General features: G+C 61.6%; 17 protein-coding genes. 9 read left to right on the top strand and 8 right to left on the bottom strand.

All coding sequences use genetic code 11. The annotated features are described in order from the left end of the window. Window positions 1-62 precede the first annotated feature (62 nt). A complete protein-coding gene (locus ACZRMO_RS18510) occupies window positions 63-1,544 on the bottom strand; it encodes an NCS1 family nucleobase:cation symporter-1 (RefSeq protein WP_463973780.1) in 1,482 nt (493 codons plus the stop codon). Between the two features lie 592 nt (window positions 1,545-2,136). Here ACZRMO_RS18510 and hydA point away from each other — a divergent pair. The 3 genes from hydA (at window position 2,137) to preA (ending at window position 6,384) form a co-directional block, all read left to right on the top strand. Beyond that, window positions 2,137-3,576 carry a dihydropyrimidinase gene (hydA, locus tag ACZRMO_RS18505; protein ID WP_463973779.1) on the top strand — a complete coding sequence of 480 codons (1,440 nt, stop codon included), beginning with the start codon at window positions 2,137-2,139 and terminating at the stop codon, window positions 3,574-3,576. Window positions 3,577-3,742: 166 nt separating this feature from the next. Next, the gene (locus ACZRMO_RS18500; RefSeq protein ID WP_463973778.1) at window positions 3,743-5,110 is read left to right on the top strand and encodes an NAD(P)-dependent oxidoreductase; all 1,368 of its coding nucleotides are present in this window, start codon (window positions 3,743-3,745) and stop codon (window positions 5,108-5,110) included. Further along, on the top strand, window positions 5,110-6,384 hold the full coding sequence (gene preA / locus ACZRMO_RS18495; RefSeq protein WP_463973777.1) for an NAD-dependent dihydropyrimidine dehydrogenase subunit PreA: 1,275 nt from the start codon (window positions 5,110-5,112) through the stop codon (window positions 6,382-6,384). The genes ACZRMO_RS18500 and preA overlap by 1 nt, the downstream gene beginning before the upstream one ends. A gap of 121 nt (window positions 6,385-6,505) precedes the next feature. Here preA and ACZRMO_RS18490 read toward each other — a convergent pair whose 3' ends face one another. Then, complete coding sequence (locus tag ACZRMO_RS18490) at window positions 6,506-7,126, bottom strand: TetR/AcrR family transcriptional regulator (RefSeq protein WP_017737434.1); 621 nt, start codon at window positions 7,124-7,126, stop codon at window positions 6,506-6,508. 116 nt (window positions 7,127-7,242) lie between these two features. Between ACZRMO_RS18490 and copC the strand changes: the two genes are divergently transcribed. The 6 genes from copC (at window position 7,243) to ACZRMO_RS18460 (ending at window position 12,840) form a co-directional block, all read left to right on the top strand. Beyond that, the gene (gene copC / locus ACZRMO_RS18485; RefSeq protein WP_463973776.1) at window positions 7,243-7,608 is read left to right on the top strand and encodes a copper homeostasis periplasmic binding protein CopC; all 366 of its coding nucleotides are present in this window, start codon (window positions 7,243-7,245) and stop codon (window positions 7,606-7,608) included. Between the two features lie 3 nt (window positions 7,609-7,611). After that, the gene (gene copD / locus ACZRMO_RS18480) at window positions 7,612-8,469 is read left to right on the top strand and encodes a copper homeostasis membrane protein CopD (protein WP_463973775.1); all 858 of its coding nucleotides are present in this window, start codon (window positions 7,612-7,614) and stop codon (window positions 8,467-8,469) included. 268 nt (window positions 8,470-8,737) lie between these two features. After that, the gene (locus ACZRMO_RS18475) at window positions 8,738-10,000 is read left to right on the top strand and encodes an OprD family porin (protein ID WP_463973774.1); all 1,263 of its coding nucleotides are present in this window, start codon (window positions 8,738-8,740) and stop codon (window positions 9,998-10,000) included. A 235-nt stretch (window positions 10,001-10,235) separates the two neighbouring features. Then, window positions 10,236-11,054: an NAD-dependent epimerase/dehydratase family protein gene (locus tag ACZRMO_RS18470; protein ID WP_463973773.1), complete on the top strand. Its 819-nt coding sequence runs from the start codon at window positions 10,236-10,238 to the stop codon at window positions 11,052-11,054. A 3-nt stretch (window positions 11,055-11,057) separates the two neighbouring features. Beyond that, window positions 11,058-11,933 carry an SMP-30/gluconolactonase/LRE family protein gene (locus ACZRMO_RS18465; RefSeq protein WP_463973772.1) on the top strand — a complete coding sequence of 292 codons (876 nt, stop codon included), beginning with the start codon at window positions 11,058-11,060 and terminating at the stop codon, window positions 11,931-11,933. A gap of 13 nt (window positions 11,934-11,946) precedes the next feature. Then, complete coding sequence (locus ACZRMO_RS18460) at window positions 11,947-12,840, top strand: aldose 1-epimerase (RefSeq protein WP_463973771.1); 894 nt, start codon at window positions 11,947-11,949, stop codon at window positions 12,838-12,840. A gap of 85 nt (window positions 12,841-12,925) precedes the next feature. Here the strand turns inward: ACZRMO_RS18460 and ACZRMO_RS18455 are convergent, their stop codons facing one another. The 6 genes from ACZRMO_RS18455 to pqqA form a co-directional block, all read right to left on the bottom strand. Further along, a complete protein-coding gene (locus ACZRMO_RS18455; RefSeq protein ID WP_448183926.1) occupies window positions 12,926-14,071 on the bottom strand; it encodes an HlyD family secretion protein in 1,146 nt (381 codons plus the stop codon). Further along, a complete protein-coding gene (locus ACZRMO_RS18450) occupies window positions 14,068-15,711 on the bottom strand; it encodes an MFS transporter (RefSeq protein ID WP_124528793.1) in 1,644 nt (547 codons plus the stop codon). Before ACZRMO_RS18450 ends, ACZRMO_RS18455 begins: the two co-directional genes overlap by 4 nt. A 909-nt stretch (window positions 15,712-16,620) precedes the next feature. Continuing rightward, a complete protein-coding gene (locus ACZRMO_RS18445) occupies window positions 16,621-18,099 on the bottom strand; it encodes a DASS family sodium-coupled anion symporter (protein WP_463973770.1) in 1,479 nt (492 codons plus the stop codon). A 208-nt stretch (window positions 18,100-18,307) separates the two neighbouring features. Further along, the gene (locus tag ACZRMO_RS18440) at window positions 18,308-19,678 is read right to left on the bottom strand and encodes an ATP-binding response regulator (RefSeq protein ID WP_463973769.1); all 1,371 of its coding nucleotides are present in this window, start codon (window positions 19,676-19,678) and stop codon (window positions 18,308-18,310) included. After that, window positions 19,662-20,825, bottom strand: coding sequence for an alcohol dehydrogenase-like regulatory protein ErcA (gene ercA, locus ACZRMO_RS18435; protein WP_124528356.1), 1,164 nt, complete (start codon window positions 20,823-20,825; stop codon window positions 19,662-19,664). Before ercA ends, ACZRMO_RS18440 begins: the two co-directional genes overlap by 17 nt. 128 nt (window positions 20,826-20,953) lie before the next feature. After that, window positions 20,954-21,025 (bottom strand): pyrroloquinoline quinone precursor peptide PqqA, encoded by a 72-nt coding sequence (gene pqqA / locus ACZRMO_RS18430; RefSeq protein ID WP_020289857.1) that lies wholly within the window; start codon window positions 21,023-21,025, stop codon window positions 20,954-20,956. Window positions 21,026-21,854: the final 829 nt, after the last annotated feature.

The raw sequence follows: 21,854 nt of genomic DNA, 5'->3' as shown, positions 1-21,854 counted from the left end.
CATTTTCGGTGACTGATACACCGCCTTCGCGAGCAAGCCCGCTCCCACATTTGGATTGCATTTCAACTTTTAACCGCGACTGGGCTGACTCCGCGCTTGGCATTCAAGCCGTAATACAGCAAGCCACCCAACGCCGAACCGGTAAACCAGCCATAGCTGTAGAACCAACTGAACGCATCACTGCCCAGGGACAGCAACGTCAGCACCACCGGCACGCCAAAGGCGACAAACCCGCTCCAGTTCCACGCCGGGTACACGTCATCGCGGTACAGGCCGGCCAGGTCCAGTTGTTGTTTGCGGGTGATGAAATAGTCCACCACCATGATCCCGGCAATCGGCCCCAGCAGGCTGGAGTAACCGAGCAGCCAGTTGGAATAGACGGTCTCCAGGCTCACATCGGAAACGATCAAACCAAGCTTTTTCAGCAGCTCATGCCCCATCAACACCAGCCCCACCAACCCGGTGAGGATCACCGCCGTGGTGCGGTTGATCAGCTTCGGCGCGATGTTCTGGAAGTCATTGGTCGGCGAGACAATGTTCGCCGCCGTGTTGGTGGACAAGGTGGCGATGATGATCAACAGCATCGCAATGGCCACCCACACCGGGCTCTGGATATGCCCGATCAAGGTCACCGGGTCGGACACGCTCACCCCCACCAGTTTCACCGACGCGGCCGTCATGATCACGCCCAGTGCAGCGAACAGGAACATGGTCAGCGGCAGGCCGAAAATCTGTCCGAGGATCTGGTCCTTCTGGCTTTTCGCGTAGCGGCTGAAGTCGGGAATATTCAACGACAAGGTGGCCCAGAACCCCACCATCGCGGTCAGGCCGGCCATGAAGTAACCGGTGAGGCTCGCCCCCTCCGGGCGTTTTGGCGGGATCGCCATCAACTCGCTGAGGGACACGTTCGGCATCGCCCACACCAGCAGGCCAATCCCCACCGCCACCAGCAGCGGCGCCGACAGGGTTTCCAGGCGCTTGATCGACTCGGCGCCACGCAGCACCACCCACAAATTCAGGCACCAGAAAATCATGAAGCCGATCACTTCACCGGTGCCGCCGAGGGACTTCCAGCCCTCGAAAATCGAGCCCAGGAACAAGTGAATCGCCAGCCCGCCAAACATCGTCTGGATACCAAACCAGCCACACGCCACCAGCGCGCGAATCAGACACGGCACGTTGGAGCCGAGAATGCCGAACGACGAACGCAACAGCACCGGAAACGGAATGCCGTACTTCGTCCCAGGAAACGCGTTAAGGGTCAGCGGGATCAACACCACGATATTGGCCAGCAGAATGGCCATCAGCGCTTCGCCCACCGACAGGCCGAAGTACGCGGTGAGCACCCCGCCCAGCGTATAGGTGGGCACGCAGATCGACATACCGACCCACAACGCGGTGATGTGCCACTTGTTCCAGGTTCGTTCATGCACCTTGGTCGGTGCCATGTCGTGGTTGTAGCGGGGGCTGTCGAGGACGTCGGGGCCGGCGTCGAGTTCGTACAGGCCGTTGCGCTCAATGACTTGCGATCTGTTCTGTTGCATGGCCGCTCCACGGTTTTTTCGAATTATTGTTGCTCATCCAACGCTTGGCGCTGGATGGCCGGAGTACCTCGTAAACAACATGACATCACGGGTCCGGCCAGCCGCCACTGCACTCAATAATCGTGCCGACAACCGTTGCCATACCCCTACCGCGTATATAACTGGCTGATGTTAATCAGCTTTCCGATTGATCCCTCGGTACTTGCCACGTTACTCAGGCTAAATAACGTGGAAGTTGCCCGAACTGTCAGGACTCAATCTGGTGCAACACAATTATTTTTATTTCCCATCGCCGTCAAGCGGCATATCTCAAGCGTCTGATTTGCAATAAGAAATGTTGCTCAATTTAAGAACCTGTCAAGTGCGTCAAAACGGTGAACGCCCGCTTCATTTTGGTGATTTGTATTTTTAATCATTAAAAATCAAAAAGTTAATAACAATATAAGCTTATAAAAAATCTGCTTGCCCAATCGAAAAACTCGGGCTAGCTTCTATTCCTGTCACCGATGACAGGAATAAACCCACCCATCGGCAAGCAGCATTACAACACTTAGAACTGGCACAAGCCGGTCAAGCCTGTGAGGAACTCGACATGTCGCTGTTGATCCGTGGCGCCACCGTTATTACCCATGATGAAAGTTACCGCGCCGATGTTTTATGCGCAGGCGGTCTAATCCGCGCCATTGGCACGGACCTGGATATTCCCGCCGGCACTGAAATACTCGACGGCAGCGGCCAATACTTGATGCCCGGCGGCATCGATCCCCACACCCATATGCAACTGCCCTTCATGGGCACCGTGGCCAGTGAAGATTTTTTCAGTGGTACGGCGGCGGGTCTGGCGGGGGGCACCACGTCGATCATCGACTTTGTGATTCCCAACCCGCAGCAGTCCCTGCTGGAAGCTTTTCACCAGTGGCGCGGCTGGGCGGAAAAATCGGCATCCGACTACGGCTTCCACGTCGCGATCACCTGGTGGAGCGAGCAGGTGCGCGAAGAAATGGCCGAGCTGGTCAGCCACCACGGCATCAACAGCTTCAAACACTTCATGGCCTACAAGAACGCAATCATGGCGGCCGACGACACCCTGGTCGCCAGCTTCGAGCGCTGCCTGGAACTGGGCGCGGTGCCCACCGTGCACGCGGAAAACGGCGAGCTGGTGTACCACCTGCAACGCAAGCTCATGGCCCAGGGCATCACCGGGCCGGAAGCGCACCCGCTGTCGCGGCCATCCCAGGTCGAAGGCGAAGCGGCGAGCCGGGCGATTCGCATCGCCGAAACCATCGGCACACCGCTGTACCTGGTGCACGTCTCGACCAAGGAGGCACTGGATGAAATCACCTACGCCCGCAGCAAGGGCCAGCCGGTGTATGGCGAAGTCCTTGCCGGCCACCTGCTGCTGGACGACAGCGTCTATCGCCACCCCGACTGGCAGACCGCCGCGGGCTACGTGATGAGCCCGCCGTTCCGCCCACGCGGGCATCAGGAAGCCCTGTGGCACGGCCTGCAATCCGGCAACCTGCACACCACCGCCACCGACCACTGCTGCTTCTGCGCCGAGCAGAAAGCCGCCGGCCGTGACGACTTCAGCAAGATCCCCAACGGCACCGCCGGTATCGAAGACCGCATGGCGCTGCTGTGGGACGAAGGCGTCAACACCGGGCGTTTGTCGATGCAGGAGTTCGTCGCGCTGACCTCCACCAACACCGCGAAGATCTTCAACCTCTACCCACGCAAAGGCGCGATTCGCGTAGGCGCCGATGCCGACCTGGTGCTGTGGGACCCCGAGGGGACGCGGACGATTTCCGCCAAGACCCACCATCAAAACGTCGACTTCAATATCTTCGAAGGCAAGACCGTACGCGGTGTGCCAAGCCACACCGTGAGCCAGGGCAAGCTGGTCTGGGCCGATGGCGACCTGCGCGCCGAACGCGGTGCGGGGCGGTATGTGGAGCGGCCGGCGTATCCGTCGGTGTTTGAGCAGTTGAGCAAGCGGGCTGAGCATTCCAGGCCCACTGCCGTAAAGCGCTGAACATACAGCGCACATGTGATCGTTCCCACGCTCCGCGTGGGAATGCAGCCAAGGGCGCTCTGCGCCCCAACAGCGGACGCAGAGCGTCCAGTGAGGCATTCCCACGCAGAGCGTGGGAACGATCGCCCATCAGAGGCAGCACCTCAATAACCGTGAGGCCACCACCGTGATCCAGACCCTGACCCACCTCCCCCATCCCGCTGAGGATGGACCCACCCTCGCCAGCCACTTCACCGACCTGGCCCCGCCCCTCAACGCCCGCCAGGCGCAACTGGAGGCCTCACGCTGCCTGTATTGCTACGACGCGCCGTGCGTGAACGCCTGCCCCAGCGAGATCGACATCCCGTCATTCATCCGCAATATCCACACTGAAAACGTGCAAGGCGCCGCGCAGAAGATCCTCTCGGCCAACATCCTCGGCGGCAGTTGCGCCCGCGTCTGCCCCACCGAGATCCTCTGCCAGCAAGCCTGCGTGCGCAACAACGCCGAAGAATGCGCGCCGGTGCTGATCGGCCTGCTGCAACGCTATGCCGTGGACAACGCGCACTTCAGCGAACACCCGTTCCACCGCGCCGCTGCCACCGGCAAACGCATCGCCGTGGTCGGCGCCGGGCCGGCCGGTCTGGCCTGCGCCCATCGCAGCGCCCTGCACGGCCATGACGTGGTGGTGTTCGAAGCACGGGAAAAAGCCGGCGGCCTGAATGAATACGGGATCGCCAAGTACAAGCTGGTGGATGATTTTGCGCAGAAGGAACTGGATTTCCTCCTGCAGATCGGCGGCATCGAGATCCGCCACGGTCAACGCCTGGGCGATAACCTCACCTTGAGCGAACTGCACCAGCAATTCGACGCGGTGTTCCTCGGCCTCGGCCTGGCCGCGAGCAAACAGCTCGGCCTGCCCCATGAAGACGCCCCCGGCCTGCTCGCCGCCACCGACTACATCCGCGAACTGCGCCAAACCGACGACCTCACCCAACTGCCCCTGGCCGACCGCTGCATCGTGCTCGGCGCCGGCAACACCGCCATCGACATGGCCGTGCAGATGGCCCGCCTCGGCGCTCGCGATGTGAACCTTGTGTACCGCCGTGGCTTGGCGGACATGGGCGCCACCCACCATGAACAGGATATCGCCAAGGCCAACCAGGTCCGCCTGCTGACCTGGGCCCAACCCGAAGAAATCCTGCTGGATGACCAGGGCCACGTGCGCGGCATGCGCTTTTTGCGCACGCGCATGGACAACGGCCGCCTGCACCCCACCGGCGAGACCTTCGAACTGGCCGCCGATGCGATCTTCAAGGCCATCGGCCAAGGCTTTGACAGCGAGGCCTTGCACGACCCACTGGCCCAGCAACTGCACCGCGTCGGCGAGCGGATTTTTGTCGATGAGCACCTGCGCACCAGCATTCCCGGGGTGTACGCCGGTGGTGATTGCGTCAGCCTCGGCCAGGACCTCACCGTGCAAGCGGTGCAACACGGCAAGCTGGCGGCCGAAGCCATGCACGCCCAACTCATGCTGACTGTGGAGGCTGCGTAATGGCCGATCTCTCGATTGTATTTGCCGGTATCAAAGCCCCCAACCCGTTCTGGCTGGCCTCCGCGCCACCCACCGACAAAGCCTATAACGTGGTCCGTGCCTTCGAAGCCGGCTGGGGCGGCGTGGTGTGGAAAACCCTCGGTGAAGACCCGGCGGCGGTCAACGTGTCCTCACGCTACTCGGCGCACTACGGTGCCAACCGTGAAGTGCTGGGCATCAACAATATCGAGTTGATCACCGACCGCTCCCTGGAGATCAACCTGCGGGAAATCACCCAGGTGAAAAAGGACTGGCCCGACCGCGCGCTGATCGTCTCGCTGATGGTGCCGTGCGTGGAAGAATCCTGGAAAAACATCCTGCCCCTGGTAGAAGCCACCGGCTGCGACGGTATCGAGCTGAACTTCGGCTGCCCCCACGGCATGCCCGAGCGCGGCATGGGCGCGGCGGTGGGCCAGGTGCCGGAATATGTGGAACAGGTGACGCGCTGGTGCAAGACGTACTGCTCGCTGCCGGTGATCGTCAAGCTCACGCCGAATATCACCGACATCCGCGTGGCCGCGCGGGCAGCGTATCGCGGCGGGGCGGATGCGGTGTCGCTGATCAACACCATCAACTCCATCACCAGCGTCGACCTGGAACGCATGGTCGCCCTGCCAATGGTCGGCACCCAGAGCACCCACGGCGGTTACTGCGGCTCGGCGGTCAAGCCCATCGCGCTGAACATGGTCGCCGAGATTGCCCGTGACCCGCAGACCCAGGGCCTGCCGATCTGCGGCATCGGCGGCATTGGCAACTGGCGCGATGCGGCGGAGTTCATTGCCCTCGGCTGCGGCGCGGTGCAGGTGTGTACGGCGGCGATGCTGCACGGGTTTCGCATTGTCGATGAGATGAAGGACGGGCTGTCGCGCTGGATGGACAGTCAGGGCTACAAGAGCTTGCAGGAATTCTCCGGGCGGGCGGTGGGCAATACCACGGACTGGAAGTACCTGGATATCAACTATCAGGTGATTGCGAAGATCGACCAGGAGGCGTGCATTGGGTGTGGGCGTTGCCATATTGCCTGTGAGGACACCTCGCACCAGGCCATCTCGAACGTGAAACTGGCGGATGGCACGCATCACTACGAGGTGATCGATGAGGAATGCGTGGGCTGCAACCTATGCCAGATCACCTGCCCGGTGGCGGACTGTATCGAGATGGTGGCGGTGGATACGGGCAAGCCGTTTTTGAATTGGACGCAGGATCCGCGTAATCCCTACCGGGAAGCTGTTTAACCCTGATCGTTCCCACGCTCTGCGTGGGAATGCCTCCAGTGACGCTCCGCGTCACACCCACAACAGCGGACGCGGAGCGTCCAGGGCGGCGTTCCCACGCAGAGCGTGGGAACGATCAGCCTCAAGGCTCCAACCCAATCCCCCGCAAAATCACCCCCGTCACCGTCTGGATCGCCTTCTCAAACTGCCTATCCGACAACGGCTGGTGATCATTCAAAATCTTCACCTGGTGGTCAAAGTCCGCATAGTGCTGGGTCGACGCCCAGATCATATACAGCAAGCTCGACGGCTCCACCGGCAGGATGCGTTTGTCTTCCACCCACTGACGAATCTTCGCTTCCTTCATCTTGGCCCAGTCGTACAGGCTCGCATCCAACGCCTCACCCAGGGTGGGCGCGCCGTGGATGATTTCATTGGCCCAGACCTTGGAGCCATACGGCCGCGTACGCGAGCGCTGCATCTTGGCGCGGATGTAACTGCTGAGCACCACCCGCGGATCATCGAAGGTTTCAAAGCTCAGGGCGTCCTGCTTCCACAGGTCCAGCAGGTCGAACAGCACCGCGCTGTACAGCTCGCTCTTGGTGGTGAAGTAGTAATGCAGGTTGGAGCGCGGCAGTTGCACTTCTTCGGCGATGTCGGCCATGGCGGTGCTGCCATAGCCCTTCTCGGCGAAGACCTTCTCCGCCGCCAGCAGGATTTTTTCGACGTTAACCCGACGAATGCCACTCTTGTGATTGCCCATAAGGGCTCCCCGACAACAACATGGGTTAGAGACTACCACCGGCTCTAGATCGCGGCGACAGGCCATACTGAAACTTCGTACACTGCCCCCTCCTCCCCATTGATTGGTATTGCCCAATGTTGATCAAAAAGACCCTGACCACCGTCGCCCTGCTCGCCTCGCTCTTGGGCGCTTCGGCGGCGTTTGCCCACGCCCACCTGAAAAGCACCACGCCGGCCGCCGACAGCACCGTCGCCGCGCCGGCCGATCTGCGCCTGACCTTTAGCGAAGGCGTGGAAGCCACCTTCACCAAAGTCTCCCTGAGCAAGGACGGCACGGAAGTCGCCATCAAGGGCCTGGAAACCCCAGACGCCGACAAGAAAACCCTGGTCGTCACGCCGGCCGCGCCACTGGCCGCCGGCGACTACAAGGTGGTGTGGAACGCGGTGTCGGTCGACACCCACAAGAGCAACGGCGAATACAGCTTCAAGGTCGGCCAATAACCCATGACAACCCTGCTGGTGCTGTGCCGCTTTGTGCATTTCATCGTCGTGCTGCTGATGTTCGGGGCTTGCGTGTTCAGGCCCCTGCTACTCGGCGCCGGGCCACAGCCGGCGCTCGACCGGCAACTGCTGCGCATCACCCGGGCACTGGCCTGGGTCGGCCTGTTGTCGGGTGTGACCTGGTTGCTGCTGATCACCGCCAGCATGGCCGGCAGTTGGGACGCGGCGCTGCAACCGGCCACCGTGCAACTGGTGTTGGGCAAGACCTTTTTTGGCCAGGTGTGGACTTGGCATTTGCTGTTCAACCTGTTGCTGGTGATTGCGTTGGCCAAGCCCTGGCCGGCGTTGCGCCTGCCGCTGCTCGCGCTGCTGCTGGCGACCCTGGCGCCCGTAGGCCACGGTGCCATGCTCGATGGGCTCAGCGGGCGCTTGCTGATCCTCAACCAAGTGGTGCACCTGGCGTGCGTCGGCGCGTGGCTTGGTGGGTTATTGGTGCTGGTGTTGATCCTGCGCCAACCCCAGGGCTATGGACTGGAGCCGATCCTGCGGCGGTTCAGCGGGGTGGGCTATGGTTTGGTTGCAGGGCTGTTGGTGACTGGATTGATCAACGTGCGCGTGCTGACCGGGCAACTGTGGCCGACGCCCTTGTTCAGCGGCTTTGCCTTGATTCTACTGGTCAAGGTCATGCTGGTGCTGGGCATGTTGGCCCTGGCGCTGTTGAACCGGTTGCGGATCGAGCACTGTGACGAACGTCGTGCCAGCTTGAAGGCCAGTGTATTGCTGGAGTGGCTGTTGGGGATTGCGGCGGTCGCTGCGGTCTCCCTACTGGGGACCTTACCGCCGATGGTAATGAGCAACTAAGCCCTCAAGTCGAACATCAATCAAAAATGTGGGAGCGGGCTTGCTCGCGAATGCGGTGTATCAGTCACAAGATTTATTGACTGGTCTACCGCATTCGCGAGCAAGCCCGCTCCCACATTTAAACCGTGCCCACTCTCTGCCGGTGAAAACCATAGTCATCGTATAACTTCTTGTTGACAAGCCCCGTAAACCTCGCAAATATCGCCATCAATGTTGTACGACGACGTACGACAAATAATAAAAACAACAAAAGAAAGGGAGCTCCACTGTGAGTCAATTCGCCCGCCATTCCTGCGCACGCCTGGGCCTTATCGGTCTCGGCAGCCTGAGCGCCGTCCTACCCCTCTGCGCCCAGGCCGACGGTTTTCTTGACGATGCCAAGGCCACGCTCAACCTGCGCAACGCCTACTTCAACCGCAACTTCACCAACCCGAGCAATCCGCAAGCCAAGGCCGAGGAGTGGACGCAAAACTTCATTCTCGACGCCAAGTCCGGCTTCACCCAGGGCACCGTGGGCTTCGGGATTGATGTGCTGGGCCTTTACTCGCAGAAGCTCGACGGCGGCAAAGGCACCGCTGGCACGCAGTTGTTGCCCGTGCACGACGATGGCCGCCCGGCCGACAACTTCGGGCGTCTGGGGGTGGCGCTGAAGACCCGATTGTCGAAGACCGAATTGAAGGTCGGCGAATGGATGCCCGTGTTGCCGATTCTGCGCTCCGACGACGGCCGCTCCCTGCCCCAGACCTTCCGTGGCGGCCAGGTCACCTCCAACGAAATCGCCGGCCTGACCCTCTACGGCGGCCAGTTCCGTGGCAACAGCCCACGCAACGATGCGAGCATGGAAGACATGTTCATGAACGGCAAAGCCGCCTTCACCTCGGACCGCTTCAACTTCGGCGGCGGCGAATACACGTTCAACGACAAACGCACCCAGGTCGGCCTGTGGTACGCCGAACTCACCGACATCTACCAGCAGCAATACCTCAACCTCACCCACAGCCAACCCGTGGGCGACTGGACCCTGGGCGCCAACCTCGGCTTCTTCAACGGCAAGGAAGACGGCAGCGCCCTGGCCGGCGACCTCGACAACAAGACCACCTTCGCCCTGCTCTCGGCGCGCTATGGCGGCAACACCTTTTACGTGGGCCTGCAGAAACTCACCGGCAACAGCGTGTGGATGAAGGTCAACGGCACCAGCGGCGGCACCCTGGCCAATGACAGCTACAACGCCAGCTATGACAACGCCAAGGAAAAATCCTGGCAACTGCGCCATGACTTCAACTTCGTCGTGCTGGGCGTGCCGGGGCTGACGATGATGAACCGCTATATCAGCGGCAGTAACGTACACACCGGGGCGATCACCGACGGCAAGGAGTGGGGCCGTGAATCGGAACTGGCTTACACCGTGCAAAGTGGCGCGCTGAAGAACTTGAATGTGAAATGGCGCAACTCGACCATGCGCCGGGATTTCAGCAACAATGAGTTCGATGAAAACCGGATTTTCATCAGTTACCCGATTTCACTGTTGTAGGGCCTCAACCCCGGCAAACACCACTTCCCCCTGTGTGAACAGGCTTGTGTGGGAGCGGGCTTGCCCGCGATAGCGGTGGGTCAGCCACATAGCGGGTTCTGATACACCGCTATCGCAGGCAGGCCAGCTCCCACAGGGGACCTCGTTCATCCAAGAGGACGTTGACAACCCCGGGAATCAATACCGATACTTCGTTACAGTCATACGACAACCTACAACAACAATGGACCCGCCCATGACCACCACCACTGCCGTTCCCTTCAACCGCCTGTTACTCACCGGTGCCGCTGGCGGCCTGGGCAAAGTCCTGCGTGAACGCCTGCGCCCTTACGCCCACGTGCTACGCCTGTCTGACATCGCCGAGATGGCCCCGGCCACCGATGACAGCGAAGAAGTGCAACCCTGCGACCTCGCCGACAAACAGGCCGTACACCACCTGGTAGAAGGCGTCGACGCGATCCTGCACTTCGGCGGCGTCTCGGTTGAGCGCTCCTTCGAAGAAGTCCTCGGCGCCAATATCAGCGGCATATTCCACATTTACGAAGCCGCGCGCCGGCATGGCGTGAAACGCGTGATCTTCGCCAGCTCCAACCATGTGATCGGCTTCCACAAACAGGGCGAAATCCTTGACGCCCACTCGCCACGTCGCCCGGACAGTTACTACGGCCTGTCCAAGTCCTACGGCGAAGACATGGCCAGCTTCTACTTCGATCGCTACGGCATCCAGACCGTGAGCATTCGCATCGGCTCCTCGTTCCCCGAGCCGCAGAACCGCCGGATGATGCACACCTGGCTGAGCTTCGACGACCTGACCCAATTGCTGGAGCGCGCGCTGTACACGCCAGACGTCGGCCACACGGTGGTTTACGGTATGTCGGACAACCTCGACACCTGGTGGGACAACCGCTACGCCGCGCACCTGGGCTACGCGCCTAAAGACAATTCCGAAGTGTTCCGCGCCCAGGTCGAGACGCAGCCACCGGTGGCCGCCGATGATCCGGCCAAGGTCTACCAGGGCGGCGCCTTCTGCGCGGCCGGGCCGTTCGGGGACTGAGTCATGAGCGCAGAACTGATTGTCGACGCGCGCAACGCCGTAGGCGAATGCCCCGTGTGGGTGCCCGAGGAAAACGCGCTGTACTGGGTGGACATCCCCAACGGCGGCCTGCAACGCTGGAGCGCCGCCAGCGGCCACGTCGCCGCCTGGAAAGCCCCGCAAATGCTCGCCTGCATTGCCCGCACCACCACAGGTAACTGGGTCGCGGGGATGGAAAGCGGCTTCTTCCAGCTCACCGCGCACAGCGATGGCAGCCTCGACGCCACGCGCCTGGCCAAAGTCGAACACCCACGCGCCGACATGCGCCTGAACGATGGCCGCTGTGATCGCCAGGGCCGTTTCTGGGCTGGCAGCATGGTGCTGAACATGGGCTTGAATGCCGCCGAGGGCATCCTCTACCGTTACGCGGCGGGCCAGGAGCCCCATGCCGCGCTGGATGGTTTCATCACCCTCAACGGCCTGGCCTTCAGCCCTGATGGGCGCACAATGTACGCCTCCGACTCACACCCGCTGGTGCAGCAAATCTGGGCGTTCGACTACGACATCGACACCGGCACGCCGTCCAACCGCCGCGTGTTCGTGGACATGCACGAACACCCAGGCCGCCCCGACGGCGCCGCAGTGGACGCCGACGGTTGCTACTGGATCTGCGCCAACGACGCTGGGCTGATCCACCGTTTCACCCCCGACGGGCGCCTCGACCGCTCCCTCAGCGTGCCGGTGAAAAAGCCCACCATGTGCGCGTTTGGTGGCAGCCGCCTGGATACCCTGTTCGTCACCTCGATCCGTGATGATCAAAGTGAACAGTCGCTGTCGGGCGGTGTGTTTGCGCTCAATCCTGGTGTGCAGGGCTTGGCCGAGCCGACTTTCACCCTCTGACGGGATAGCCCTGATGATCGAACTCAAAGACGCCCTCACCCACCTCACCCTGGCGCCCGCCACTGGCGGCAGCATCGTCAACTGGCAGGTTATCGCCAGCGGCCAACCGTTATTGCGCCATAGTGACGAACACGCGGTGAACACCGGGCTTGCGGGCAAGCTGGGCTGTTATCCGCTGGCGCCCTGGTCCAACCGCATTGCCAACGGTGGTTTCAACAACCCCGATGGCTGGCTGGCCCTGTCGGCCAACAGCCTGACCGACCCGTTGCCGATCCATGGTTCGGCGTGGCAACAGGCGTGGCAAGTGGTCAGCCAGTCGGTGGATGAAGTAGTGCTGGAGGTGATCTGCGATACGCCGTTTGCCTATCGTGCCGAGCAACGGTTTCGCTTGAATAACGGCGAGCTGAGCATCGCATTGACGGTCACGCATCTGGCCGAACAACCCGCCTGGCATGGCTTGGGGTTGCACCCGTACTTGCCGCGCCAACCCGGCACGCGGTTACAGGCCAAGGCCTCGCAGGTGTGGCTGAGTGATGCGTCTAAACTGCCTACCGGGCTGGCGCCGCTTCCGGTCGAGTGGGATTTCCAAAAGCTCAAGGCCTTGCCTGAAGGCCTGGTGGATAACGGTTTTTGCCAGTGGGATGGGCATTGCCGGATCGAACAACCGGAGCTGGGTTATGCCTTGGAGTGCCAGGCCAGTGGTGCGGATTATTTCCTGCTGTATTGCCCGCCGGGGTTGGGGTTCTTTTGTATTGAGCCGGTGAGTCATCCGGTGAATGCGCATCATCTGCCCGAAAAACCGGGGTTGAAGCTGCTGGAACATGGCCAGTCGGCACACCTACAGTTCAACCTGAAATACATTCCAACTGTGGGAGCTGGCTTGCCTGCGATAGCGGTACATCAGTAAAAGGTGCATCAACTGACAGATAGCTATCGCAGGCAAGCCAGCTCCCACAGTTTTGATCTCTGTTGTGTCAGTGTCAGCGTCAGTGTCAGGGTGGGCTGTTTTTCAGGCGCCCTGCGGTATCGATACTCACCACCACCGACAACCCCGGCCTTAGCCGCTCACTCTGCTCCTGATCAGGGTCCACCGTAATCCGCACCGGCACGCGCTGGGCAATCTTCACAAAGTTGCCGGTGGCATTGTCCGCCTGCAACAGGCTGAACTCGGACCCCGTGGCCGGCGAAATATGCTGCACCGTGCCGTGAAACTTGCGGTGGTTCAACGCATCCACGGTAAACGTCACCGGCTGGCCGACCTGCACATTGTCCATCTGGGTTTCTTTCATATTGGCAATCACCCACAGCTGCGGTGGCACCAGCGCCATCAGCTGCGCGCCAGAGTTGACGTAGGCACCGAGGCGCACGCCAATCTGCCCCAACTGGCCGTCACGCGGTGCCGTGATGCGCGTGTTGGACAGGTCAATCCGCGCCAGCTCCACCGCCGCATCGGCACTGGCCACCGCCGCTTCCAGGGAGCCGCGATTGACGATCACCGTCTGCAAATCCTGCCGCGCGATTTCCAGGCTGGCCTGGGCTTGCGCCACCGCCGCGATAGTCTGCGCATTCGCCGCACGGGTCACGTCCAGCTCGCGCCGGGACACGGAACCGTCGCTGATCAGCTCTTCGTTGCGGCGCAAATCGGCGGTGCTTTTGCGCGCCTGCGCCTCGCTGTCCGCCAGCGCGGCCTGGCGCAGCTTGATGGTGGCTTCGGCGCTGTTGCGCTGCTGCACCACATTGGCCAGCGCGGCTTTCTGCACCGCCAGTTGCGCCAGTGCCTGGTCCAGGCGCTGCTTGTAGATGCGATCATCCAGGCGCACCAGCAGGTCGCCGGCCTTCACGTACTGGAAATCCTGCACCGGCACTTCAAACACATAACCGGCGAGCTGCGGCCCGATGATCGTCACTTGCCCGCGCACCAGAGCGTTTTCGGTGGTTTCCACCGCGCTGCTGAACGGTGGCAATTGCCAGGCATAGAGCACGATCAGCACGCCGACCACGGCGATGGCGGCAAAGCCCAGGGACGAGAGGATGCGCACCCGCAACGGTCGCAATTCAGTGGGCACTGCACCGGGTGGTGTGCTGCCTTCCGGGGTCGCCGCGATGGCGGTGGTGGTGGTCGTTGAAGGTTCGGTCATTGAGGTGCGCCGCTGGGTTGAACGGGAGTGGCTGCTTTCGTGGTACTCATCAGCCACAGACTGCGGATAAAGATCCAGATCATGGTCAGTATCGCGATGATCGCGATCAGCATGAAGACATCGTTGTAGGCCATTACGTTCGCTTCACGGGTGGCCGCGGTGGCCAGGCTGCGAATACCCATGAGGTTGCGCAATTCCGGGTCGGCAATCACCCCGCCATAGGCCGAGCCGCCGCTCGACACCCGCGCGGCCACACGCGGGTCGAGCAGGCTCAGGTGTTCGACGATCATGCTCGAATGAAACTTCTCGCGCACGATCTGGAACGTGCCCAACAGCGCCGCGCCCATCAGGCCGCCGAGGTTCTGGCAAATGCCGAACATCACCGAAAAACTTACCAGGTTGCGCGGATTGGTCAGCACGTTCTTGGTGCCCAACACCATGGTCGGCCCGAGGAAGAACGTCCCGCCGAAGCCTAGCAGGAACTGGCTGATATACAGGTTCTGCGGGCGGGTCAGGTTGCTGGAGAAGCTGTCCATCACCGACCCCGTCGCCATCAACGCCAGGGAAATCACCAGCGGCATCAACAAGTGCGCCGGGTTGATCGTCAACGCGCTGACCGCAAGCCCGGCAATCGCCCCGGCCAGCATCACCACGTACAGCGTGTGCATCTGCTGGTAGCTCATGTTGAGCATTTGCATGAACCCCACCGCGCCGGTGGACTGCTCGGACAGCACCATGCGGATCAGGATCACCGCCAACGCCAACCGGATCATTACCCCGCTGCCCAACCAACGGGTCATCAGCATCGGGTTGGCGCGGTTATGCTCGATGGCCAGCCCGGCCATGATCAGCACCAGGGAACAGGCCGAGGCCACGCCGATCCACGGGGCTTCCAGCCACCAGTCGATACGCCCCAGGGACAACACCGCACACAGCAAGGCAACGCCGGTGGCGAGGATCGCGAAGGTGAGGAAGTCGAGTTTTTCAAAAGTCTTGAAACGGTCACCGGGAGGCAACTTGAGCAGGAACACACAGCCCAGGCAGATCAACGCCATGCCCAGTTCAAACAGGTACAAGCCGCGCCACTCGGCGATTTGCAGCAAATCCTCGGAGAACAACCGCGCCAGCGGCAAGGCCAACTGCGCCGTGCCCAAGCCCAGCACCAACGCCTTCAAGCGCCACTTGGCCGGGAATGCCTGGATCATGTAGTACAAGCCCAGCGAACTCAGCGCCGCGCCGACCATGCCGTGGGCCGCGCGCACGGCAATGGCCGAACTGAGGTCGTTGACGAACAAATGGCCGAAGGTCACCAGCGCGTACAGCACCAGGAACACTTCGGTAAACGCGCGCAGGCCGAACTGTTGGCGGAACTTCACCAGCAGCAGGTTCATGCACACGTTGGTCATGACATAGGCGGCGGGCAGCCAGGCCATTTCGGCGGTGGTCGCACCGAGGGCGCCTTGCAGGTATTGCAGGTTGGCGATCACCAGCGCGTTGCCCAGGCCGCCGGTGATTGCTACCAGCACGCCGACCAGTGCGAACAGCCAACGCTTGTGCGTGGGGTGCAACGGCGTCGACGGCGAACCGGGCAGGCTCGGGCGCTCGTGGGGCTGCCAGGTGCGGGGGGTGTAGTTGTTCATTCGATGACCTAGATGACCCGACGTGGGGTGTCGGTAAAACCTTACTCAGAGGGTAGTAAACCTGAGGGGCGGGTATCTTGCCATCTTGGGTGTGCTTTTCTGTGGGGGGGCTGGGCTTGGCGGTGTACATATCCGTTTCTTCGGTAACGGCGGCTTATGGTTCCGCCCTTACGGCGGGTCACTTTTGGAAAAGAGCCCCAAAAGTAACCAAAAGGGCTCTTGCCCCAACACTCGGTGCCTCGCCTGGGCTCGGCATGCCCGTAATCCGACATGGATTTGGGGGGCCGCCGCCACGCGCCATCCATGGCGCGGGGCGGCTAAACCGGCATCCCTGCCGGTTTACCCCCCAAATCCATGTCGAATTCCGGCCAGCGTGTTTAACGGGGCGCCTAAGATCAAAATCAAAAGCAAAGCGAGGCGGCCTGACAGCCGACCTGATAGGTGAAGCGTGCGCGGGACCCTGTGGGAGCTGGCTTGCCTGCGATGGCATCAACTGGGTGTGCCTGATGTACCGAGGTGTCTGCATCGCAGGCAAGCCAGCTCCCACAGTTTCCGGTTCCCACAGTTGAAGGGTGAACGCCATGAGAAATACCGGTCGGCTTTAAGGCCGCCGCGCTCTAGCTTTTGATCTTACTTGCCCCGTCAAACACGCTGGCCGAACGCAGGCTTGAATCCGTGGGCAACCCGGCAGGACGCCGGGTTAGCCGCACTGGGCCATGGATGGCCCATTGCGGCGGCCCACGGATTCAAGCCGGAGTGAGGGCATGCCGAGCCTAGGCGAGGCACCGAGTGTTGGGGCAAGAGCCCTTTGGTTACTTTGGGGCTTTTCCAAAGTGACCCGCCGTAAGGGCGGAACCATAAGCCGCCGTTACCTAACCAACGGATATGTACACCACTACTCCAGGGCCCTCAAATCCACCCCAACCAACTCCAATAAGTCGCGGCAAACACCAACATCAACCCATACCCAATCAGCGTCACCAAAATCCCCACCTTGGCAAACTGCCGCGCCGTAAACGTCCCAGTCCCCAAACACACCATATTCTGCGGCGCATTGATCGGCAGGATAAACCCGTAGCTCATCACAAACCCCAACAGCATGGTCATGCCCAACCGACTGAAATCCCCCGGCAAGGTCTGCAACACCGCAATCAAGATCGGCAACAACGCCGAGGTCAACGCCGTAGCACTGGCAAACCCCAAATGAATCAGAATCAAGAACGCCCCCAAAATCGCAAACACACCCAAAGGCCCCACCTGATCCAACCCAGTGTGCGCCACCACCGTAGCCCCCAGCCACTGCCCCGCCTGGGTGGTCAGCAGCGCCGTGCCAAGGCTGATACCCACCCCAAACACAATCACCGTGCCCCACGGAATGCGCGACTGCACATCCTTCCAGGTCATCACACCAAGCCCCGGCAGCAGCAGGAACACCAAGCCGGCGTAGGTGGTCGAGGTGGTGTCGAAGTTATGCAGGCGCCCTTCCGTGGCCCAGGCCAGCAACAACAATACCGACACGCCCAACAGGCGTTTCTGTGGCCCGGTCATGGGGCCGATCTCCACCAGCGACTGGGCCACCGCCTCTTTGCCACCGGGGATGCTATCGGTCTCCGGCGGCAGCAGCTTGAGCACCAGAAACAGCAACACCGCCGACATGATCAGCGCCCACGGCGCACCCGCGATCAACCAGTCGATCCACGACACGCGCTGGCCGAGCATCTTGTCCATAAAGCCGACGGTGAGCAGGTTCTGCGCGGCGGCGGTCTGGATGCCGACGTTCCAGATGCTGGTGCCCTGGGCCACCACGATCATGATGCCGGCGGCGATGTTCGAACGCTTGTCGACGCCAAACGCCGCGATCACACCCATCATGATCGGCACCACACAGGCACTGCGCGCCGTGGCGCTGGGCACGACAAGGCTGAGCAGGATGGTCACGGCAATCGCCCCCAACAGGATACGCCGGGTGCTGGTGCCGACCCGGCTCAACGTCACCAGCGCAATGCGCCGGTCCAGACCGGTATGGGTCATGGCCGCCGCGATAAACAGCGCGCCCGCCACCAGCGCCAGCGCCGGGTTGGAAAACCCGGTCAACGCCATGCTGATGGCCGGGCTGGTGCCGATCAGATGCGTGGGATCTTGCAGCGACGGCGCGGTGCCCAGCAGGAACGCCATCAACGAGGTGATCATGATTGCGCTGGCTTCATAGGACACCGCCTCGGTGATCCACACCACCACGGCAAACGCGAGGATCGCCAGCATGCGATGCCCCGCCACCGGCAAATCGGCGGGCAGCGGCAACAGCAGCACCCCGGCCATTACCAGTACAGCGACGACCAGGCCCAGGGGGAGTTTGAAGGATGCTGCGGTTGTGGCGGGGGCGTTCATGGCGGGCTCCGTCAGCCTTTAAATCAGGCGGCAAGCATGGACCGAATTGCCGCACTCCGTGTTGACAGGTATCAATCGGTTCAAATGTGGGAGCGGGCTTGCTCGCGAATGCGGAGTGTCAGTCAGCAAATGTATTGACTGATACACCGTATTCGCGAGCAAGCCCGCTCCCACAGGGGATGGGGTTTACACAGCAAGATGTGCGGACTCAGCTGAGCAATTGGCTCAGAACTGCCCGCAGCTTCCCCGGCTTGACCGGTTTGTTCAGCAACGGCGCTTCCAGCCGACGCAAGGCCCGTCGGCATTGGTCAGTACGGTCGGCGGTGATGATCACCGCGGGGATTTTGCAGGCGAAGTGCTCACGCAGATGCTTGACCACCTCACAACCCACCACGCCGTGGTCAAGGTGATAGTCGGCGAGGATCAGCTCCGGCGCCCTGCCCTGCAACGCCGCCAGCGCGCCCGCCTGGTCGGTGGCGGTGAGCACTTCGCAGCCCCACTGTTCAAGCAGAGCGCTCATGCTTTCGAGGATGCTGGTTTCGTTGTCGATCACCAGCAAACGCCGGCCCGGCAGCGGGTTGCCGGTGCTCGGTTGCACCGGCAGTTGGCTGATCGCCACGGGCATCTCGGCGCTCAGCGGCACTTCGATGCTGAACATCGAGCCACGCCCCGGCCAGGAGCGCACGGCAATCGGATAACCGAGGATCTCGGCAATCCGCTCGACAATCGCCAGGCCCAGCCCCACGCCCTTGCGATCCGCCGCGCGGCCGACGTCGAGCTGGTTGAATTCGAGGAAGATCGCCTCCAGCCGGTCTGCCGCAATCCCGCGCCCGGTGTCCCACACCTCCAGGCGCAGGCAATCACCGCGACGCCGCGCCCCCAACAGGATGCAGCCCTCATCGGTGTAGCGGCAGGCATTGCTGAGAAAGTTGCGCAGGATGCGCGTCAACAAGCGCAGGTCCGTGCGCACCGCGTAATGCCCGGTATGCACCCGCAGATTCAACCCGGCCGCCTGGGCCACCGATTGGAACTCCGAGACCAGCGGCGCAAACACTTCATCCAGGCGGTAAAGGGCCACATCCGGCTTGACCGCTGCCTGGTCCAACCGCGAGATATCCAGCAAATCGGTGAGCAAGTCCTCGGCGCCTTCCAGCGCCTGGTGCGTGCGCTCCACCAGCACCTGTTCGACGCTGGGCAATTGGCGCTCACGCAAGGTGGCGATCAACAAGCGTGCGGCGTTCAGCGGTTGCAGCAGGTCGTGGCTGGCGGCGGCGAGGTATTTGTCCTTGCTGCGGTTGGCGGCCTGGGCGGCGTCACGGGCGTCGCGCAGGTCCTGTTCGATCTGCTCGCGCTGGGCGATCTGCTGTTGCAGGTTGTGGTTGGCCTCCAGCAGTTCATCGGTGCGCGCGGCGACGCGTTGCTCCAGCTCATCGTTGAGGCGGATATAACGCTTGCGCTCGGCCTCCAGCTCATCCAACCGTGCGGTCAGCTCCGGGTAGTGGCTCTTGCGCGCCGACTGGTCGCCCAGCCCCAACAGCGCCGACAGCGCGCGTTGCGGGTCGTCAGAGTGCTTCGCCATAGACGACCTCAACATCACGCTGGCTCGACGCACGCGGGTTGGTGAGGATGCACGGGTCATCCATCGCATGCTCGGACAGAAATGGAATATCCGCCACGCGCACCCCATGCAGGCCGAGGGTTTCGTGGAAGCCAATCGCATGTTTCAACGCGATCAGATGCTCTACCAGACGCCCGCAGATCTGCCGGTGATTGAGGCCACGACAGTCGATGCCAAAGGTCTCGGCAATCACCTGGAAACGCTCCGGCGCCGAGCTGTAGTTGAACGCCACCACATGCTCCACCAACACCGCGTTGCACAGCCCGTGGGGCAAGTCGAGGAACCCGCCGAGGCTGTGGGACATTGCATGCACCGCGCCAAGGATCGCATTGGAGAACGCCAGACCCGCCTGCATGCTGCCGAGCATGATCTTCTCGCGCAGGGCAATGTCCGTGGGGTTGGCGATCATCTGCACCAGGTTGCCGTTGATCAGGCGCATCGCTTCCAGCGCATGGGGATCGGTCAGCGGGCCGTGGCCGGTGGAGACAAACGCCTCGATGGCATGCACCAGCGCGTCGATGCCGGTGCAGGCGGACAGGAAGGGGTCCATGCTCGCCGTGGTTTCCGGGTCGATCAGCGACACATCCGGCACCACCGCCTTGCTGACGATGGAGAACTTCATGCGTTCTTGCTGGTTGGAAATGATCACGAACTGCGAGACATCCGCCGACGTACCGGCCGTGGTGGGGATCAGGATCAGCGGCGGGCTGGGCACACGAATGGTGTCCACGCCCTCGAACTCAAGGATGCTGCGCCCATGGGCAACCACAATGCCGATGGCCTTGCCGCAGTCCATCGGGCTGCCGCCGCCGATGGCGACGATCACATCACAGTGGTTTTCACGGTACACCTCGGCGCCGGTCATCACTTCCTCAACCCGAGGGTTGGGCGACACAGCGGAGTACAGGCAGTAGTCGATGCCGATGGCTTGCAGGCTGGCTTCCACATCGGCGACCCAACCGGCGGCGATCACCCCGGGGTCGCTGACCACCAGCACCTTGCGCGCGCCGAAGGTCTTCGCGTAATTGCCGACGTTGTGCCGGCAGCCGGCGCCAAAGATGATTTCAGGAGAGACGAATTTACGCAGAAGGCTCAGGTTTGGGCTCATTGGAAAGCCTGTTCTTATTATTTTGGAAGAATGCGCTCCACACTAACTGATCCTTGGGCGATTGCAATCAGACCAAAGAGTCATCTTCCACCCAGCACCGGCCAGCACGGGGCTGGCCGGAGGGTCGATCAACGGCTGGCGAAGTACATGGTCACTTCAAAGCCGATACGCAGGTCGGTAAACGCGGGTTTTTTCCACATGGGGCGTTCCTCTTGTTGTGCCGGAAGATTCCGGTTGGGTCATTAATGCATGGGGGATGTGGGAGGCGAATGCTACTTTCGAAGGAATTGGCGCAGTGCATTAGTCGCGGATGTACGGCGGGTAAAAATGTGGGAGCTGGCTTGCCTGCGATGGCGGTTTGTCGGTGTACATATCCGTTATTTGGGTAACGGCTGATATTGGTTCCGCCCTTACGGCGGCTCACTTTGGAAAAGCCCCAAAGTAAGCAAAGGGCTCTTGCCCCAACACTCGGTGCCTCGCCTAGGCTCGGCATGCCCGTAATCCGACATGGATTTGGGGGGCCGCCGCCACGCGCCATCCATGGCGCGGGGCGGCTAAACCGGCATCCCTGCCGGTTTACCCCCCAAATCCATGCCGAATTCCGGCCAGCGTGTTTAATGGGGCGCCTAAGATCAAAAGCAAGATCAAGATCAAGATCAAGATCAAGATCAAGATCAAGATCAAGATCAAGAGCCAGAGCCAGAGCCAGAGCCAGAGCCAGAGCCAGAGCCAGAGCCAGAGCCAGAGCCAGAGCCAGAGCCAGAGCCAGAGCCAGAGCCAGAGCCAGAGCAAACCACAGTCCCACCTGATACATGGAGATCAAAATGTGGGAGCGGGCTTGCTCGCGAATGCGGTGGATCAATCAACTCATTCATTGACTGACCCACCGCATTCGCGAGCAAGCCCGCTCCCACAGTTTTGACCCAGTTCCCCCCGAACATACCGGTCGGCTTTAAGGCCGCCGCGCTCTGGCTTTTGATCTTACTTGCCCCGTCAAACACGCTGGCCGAACGCAGGCTTGAATCCGTG

It is taken from the genome of Pseudomonas sp. B611 (genome assembly GCF_055407965.1).
Note: the sequence above shows the minus strand (reverse complement) of the source record. Positions and strands in the feature narration are given on the sequence as shown.

What these genes read in the sequence shown, in the direction of transcription:
- ACZRMO_RS18510 (WP_463973780.1), bottom strand. Translation starts at nt 1,544, where the DNA reads ATGCAACAGAACAGATCGCAAGTCATTGAGCGCAACGGCCTGTACGAA.
- hydA (WP_463973779.1), top strand. Translation starts at nt 2,137, where the DNA reads ATGTCGCTGTTGATCCGTGGCGCCACCGTTATTACCCATGATGAAAGT.
- preA (WP_463973777.1), top strand. Translation starts at nt 5,110, where the DNA reads ATGGCCGATCTCTCGATTGTATTTGCCGGTATCAAAGCCCCCAACCCG.
- ACZRMO_RS18490 (WP_017737434.1), bottom strand. Translation starts at nt 7,126, where the DNA reads ATGGGCAATCACAAGAGTGGCATTCGTCGGGTTAACGTCGAAAAAATC.
- copC (WP_463973776.1), top strand. Translation starts at nt 7,243, where the DNA reads ATGTTGATCAAAAAGACCCTGACCACCGTCGCCCTGCTCGCCTCGCTC.
- copD (WP_463973775.1), top strand. Translation starts at nt 7,612, where the DNA reads ATGACAACCCTGCTGGTGCTGTGCCGCTTTGTGCATTTCATCGTCGTG.
- ACZRMO_RS18470 (WP_463973773.1), top strand. Translation starts at nt 10,236, where the DNA reads ATGACCACCACCACTGCCGTTCCCTTCAACCGCCTGTTACTCACCGGT.
- ACZRMO_RS18465 (WP_463973772.1), top strand. Translation starts at nt 11,058, where the DNA reads ATGAGCGCAGAACTGATTGTCGACGCGCGCAACGCCGTAGGCGAATGC.
- ACZRMO_RS18460 (WP_463973771.1), top strand. Translation starts at nt 11,947, where the DNA reads ATGATCGAACTCAAAGACGCCCTCACCCACCTCACCCTGGCGCCCGCC.
- ACZRMO_RS18455 (WP_448183926.1), bottom strand. Translation starts at nt 14,071, where the DNA reads ATGACCGAACCTTCAACGACCACCACCACCGCCATCGCGGCGACCCCG.
- ACZRMO_RS18450 (WP_124528793.1), bottom strand. Translation starts at nt 15,711, where the DNA reads ATGAACAACTACACCCCCCGCACCTGGCAGCCCCACGAGCGCCCGAGC.
- ACZRMO_RS18445 (WP_463973770.1), bottom strand. Translation starts at nt 18,099, where the DNA reads ATGAACGCCCCCGCCACAACCGCAGCATCCTTCAAACTCCCCCTGGGC.
- ACZRMO_RS18440 (WP_463973769.1), bottom strand. Translation starts at nt 19,678, where the DNA reads ATGGCGAAGCACTCTGACGACCCGCAACGCGCGCTGTCGGCGCTGTTG.
- ercA (WP_124528356.1), bottom strand. Translation starts at nt 20,825, where the DNA reads ATGAGCCCAAACCTGAGCCTTCTGCGTAAATTCGTCTCTCCTGAAATC.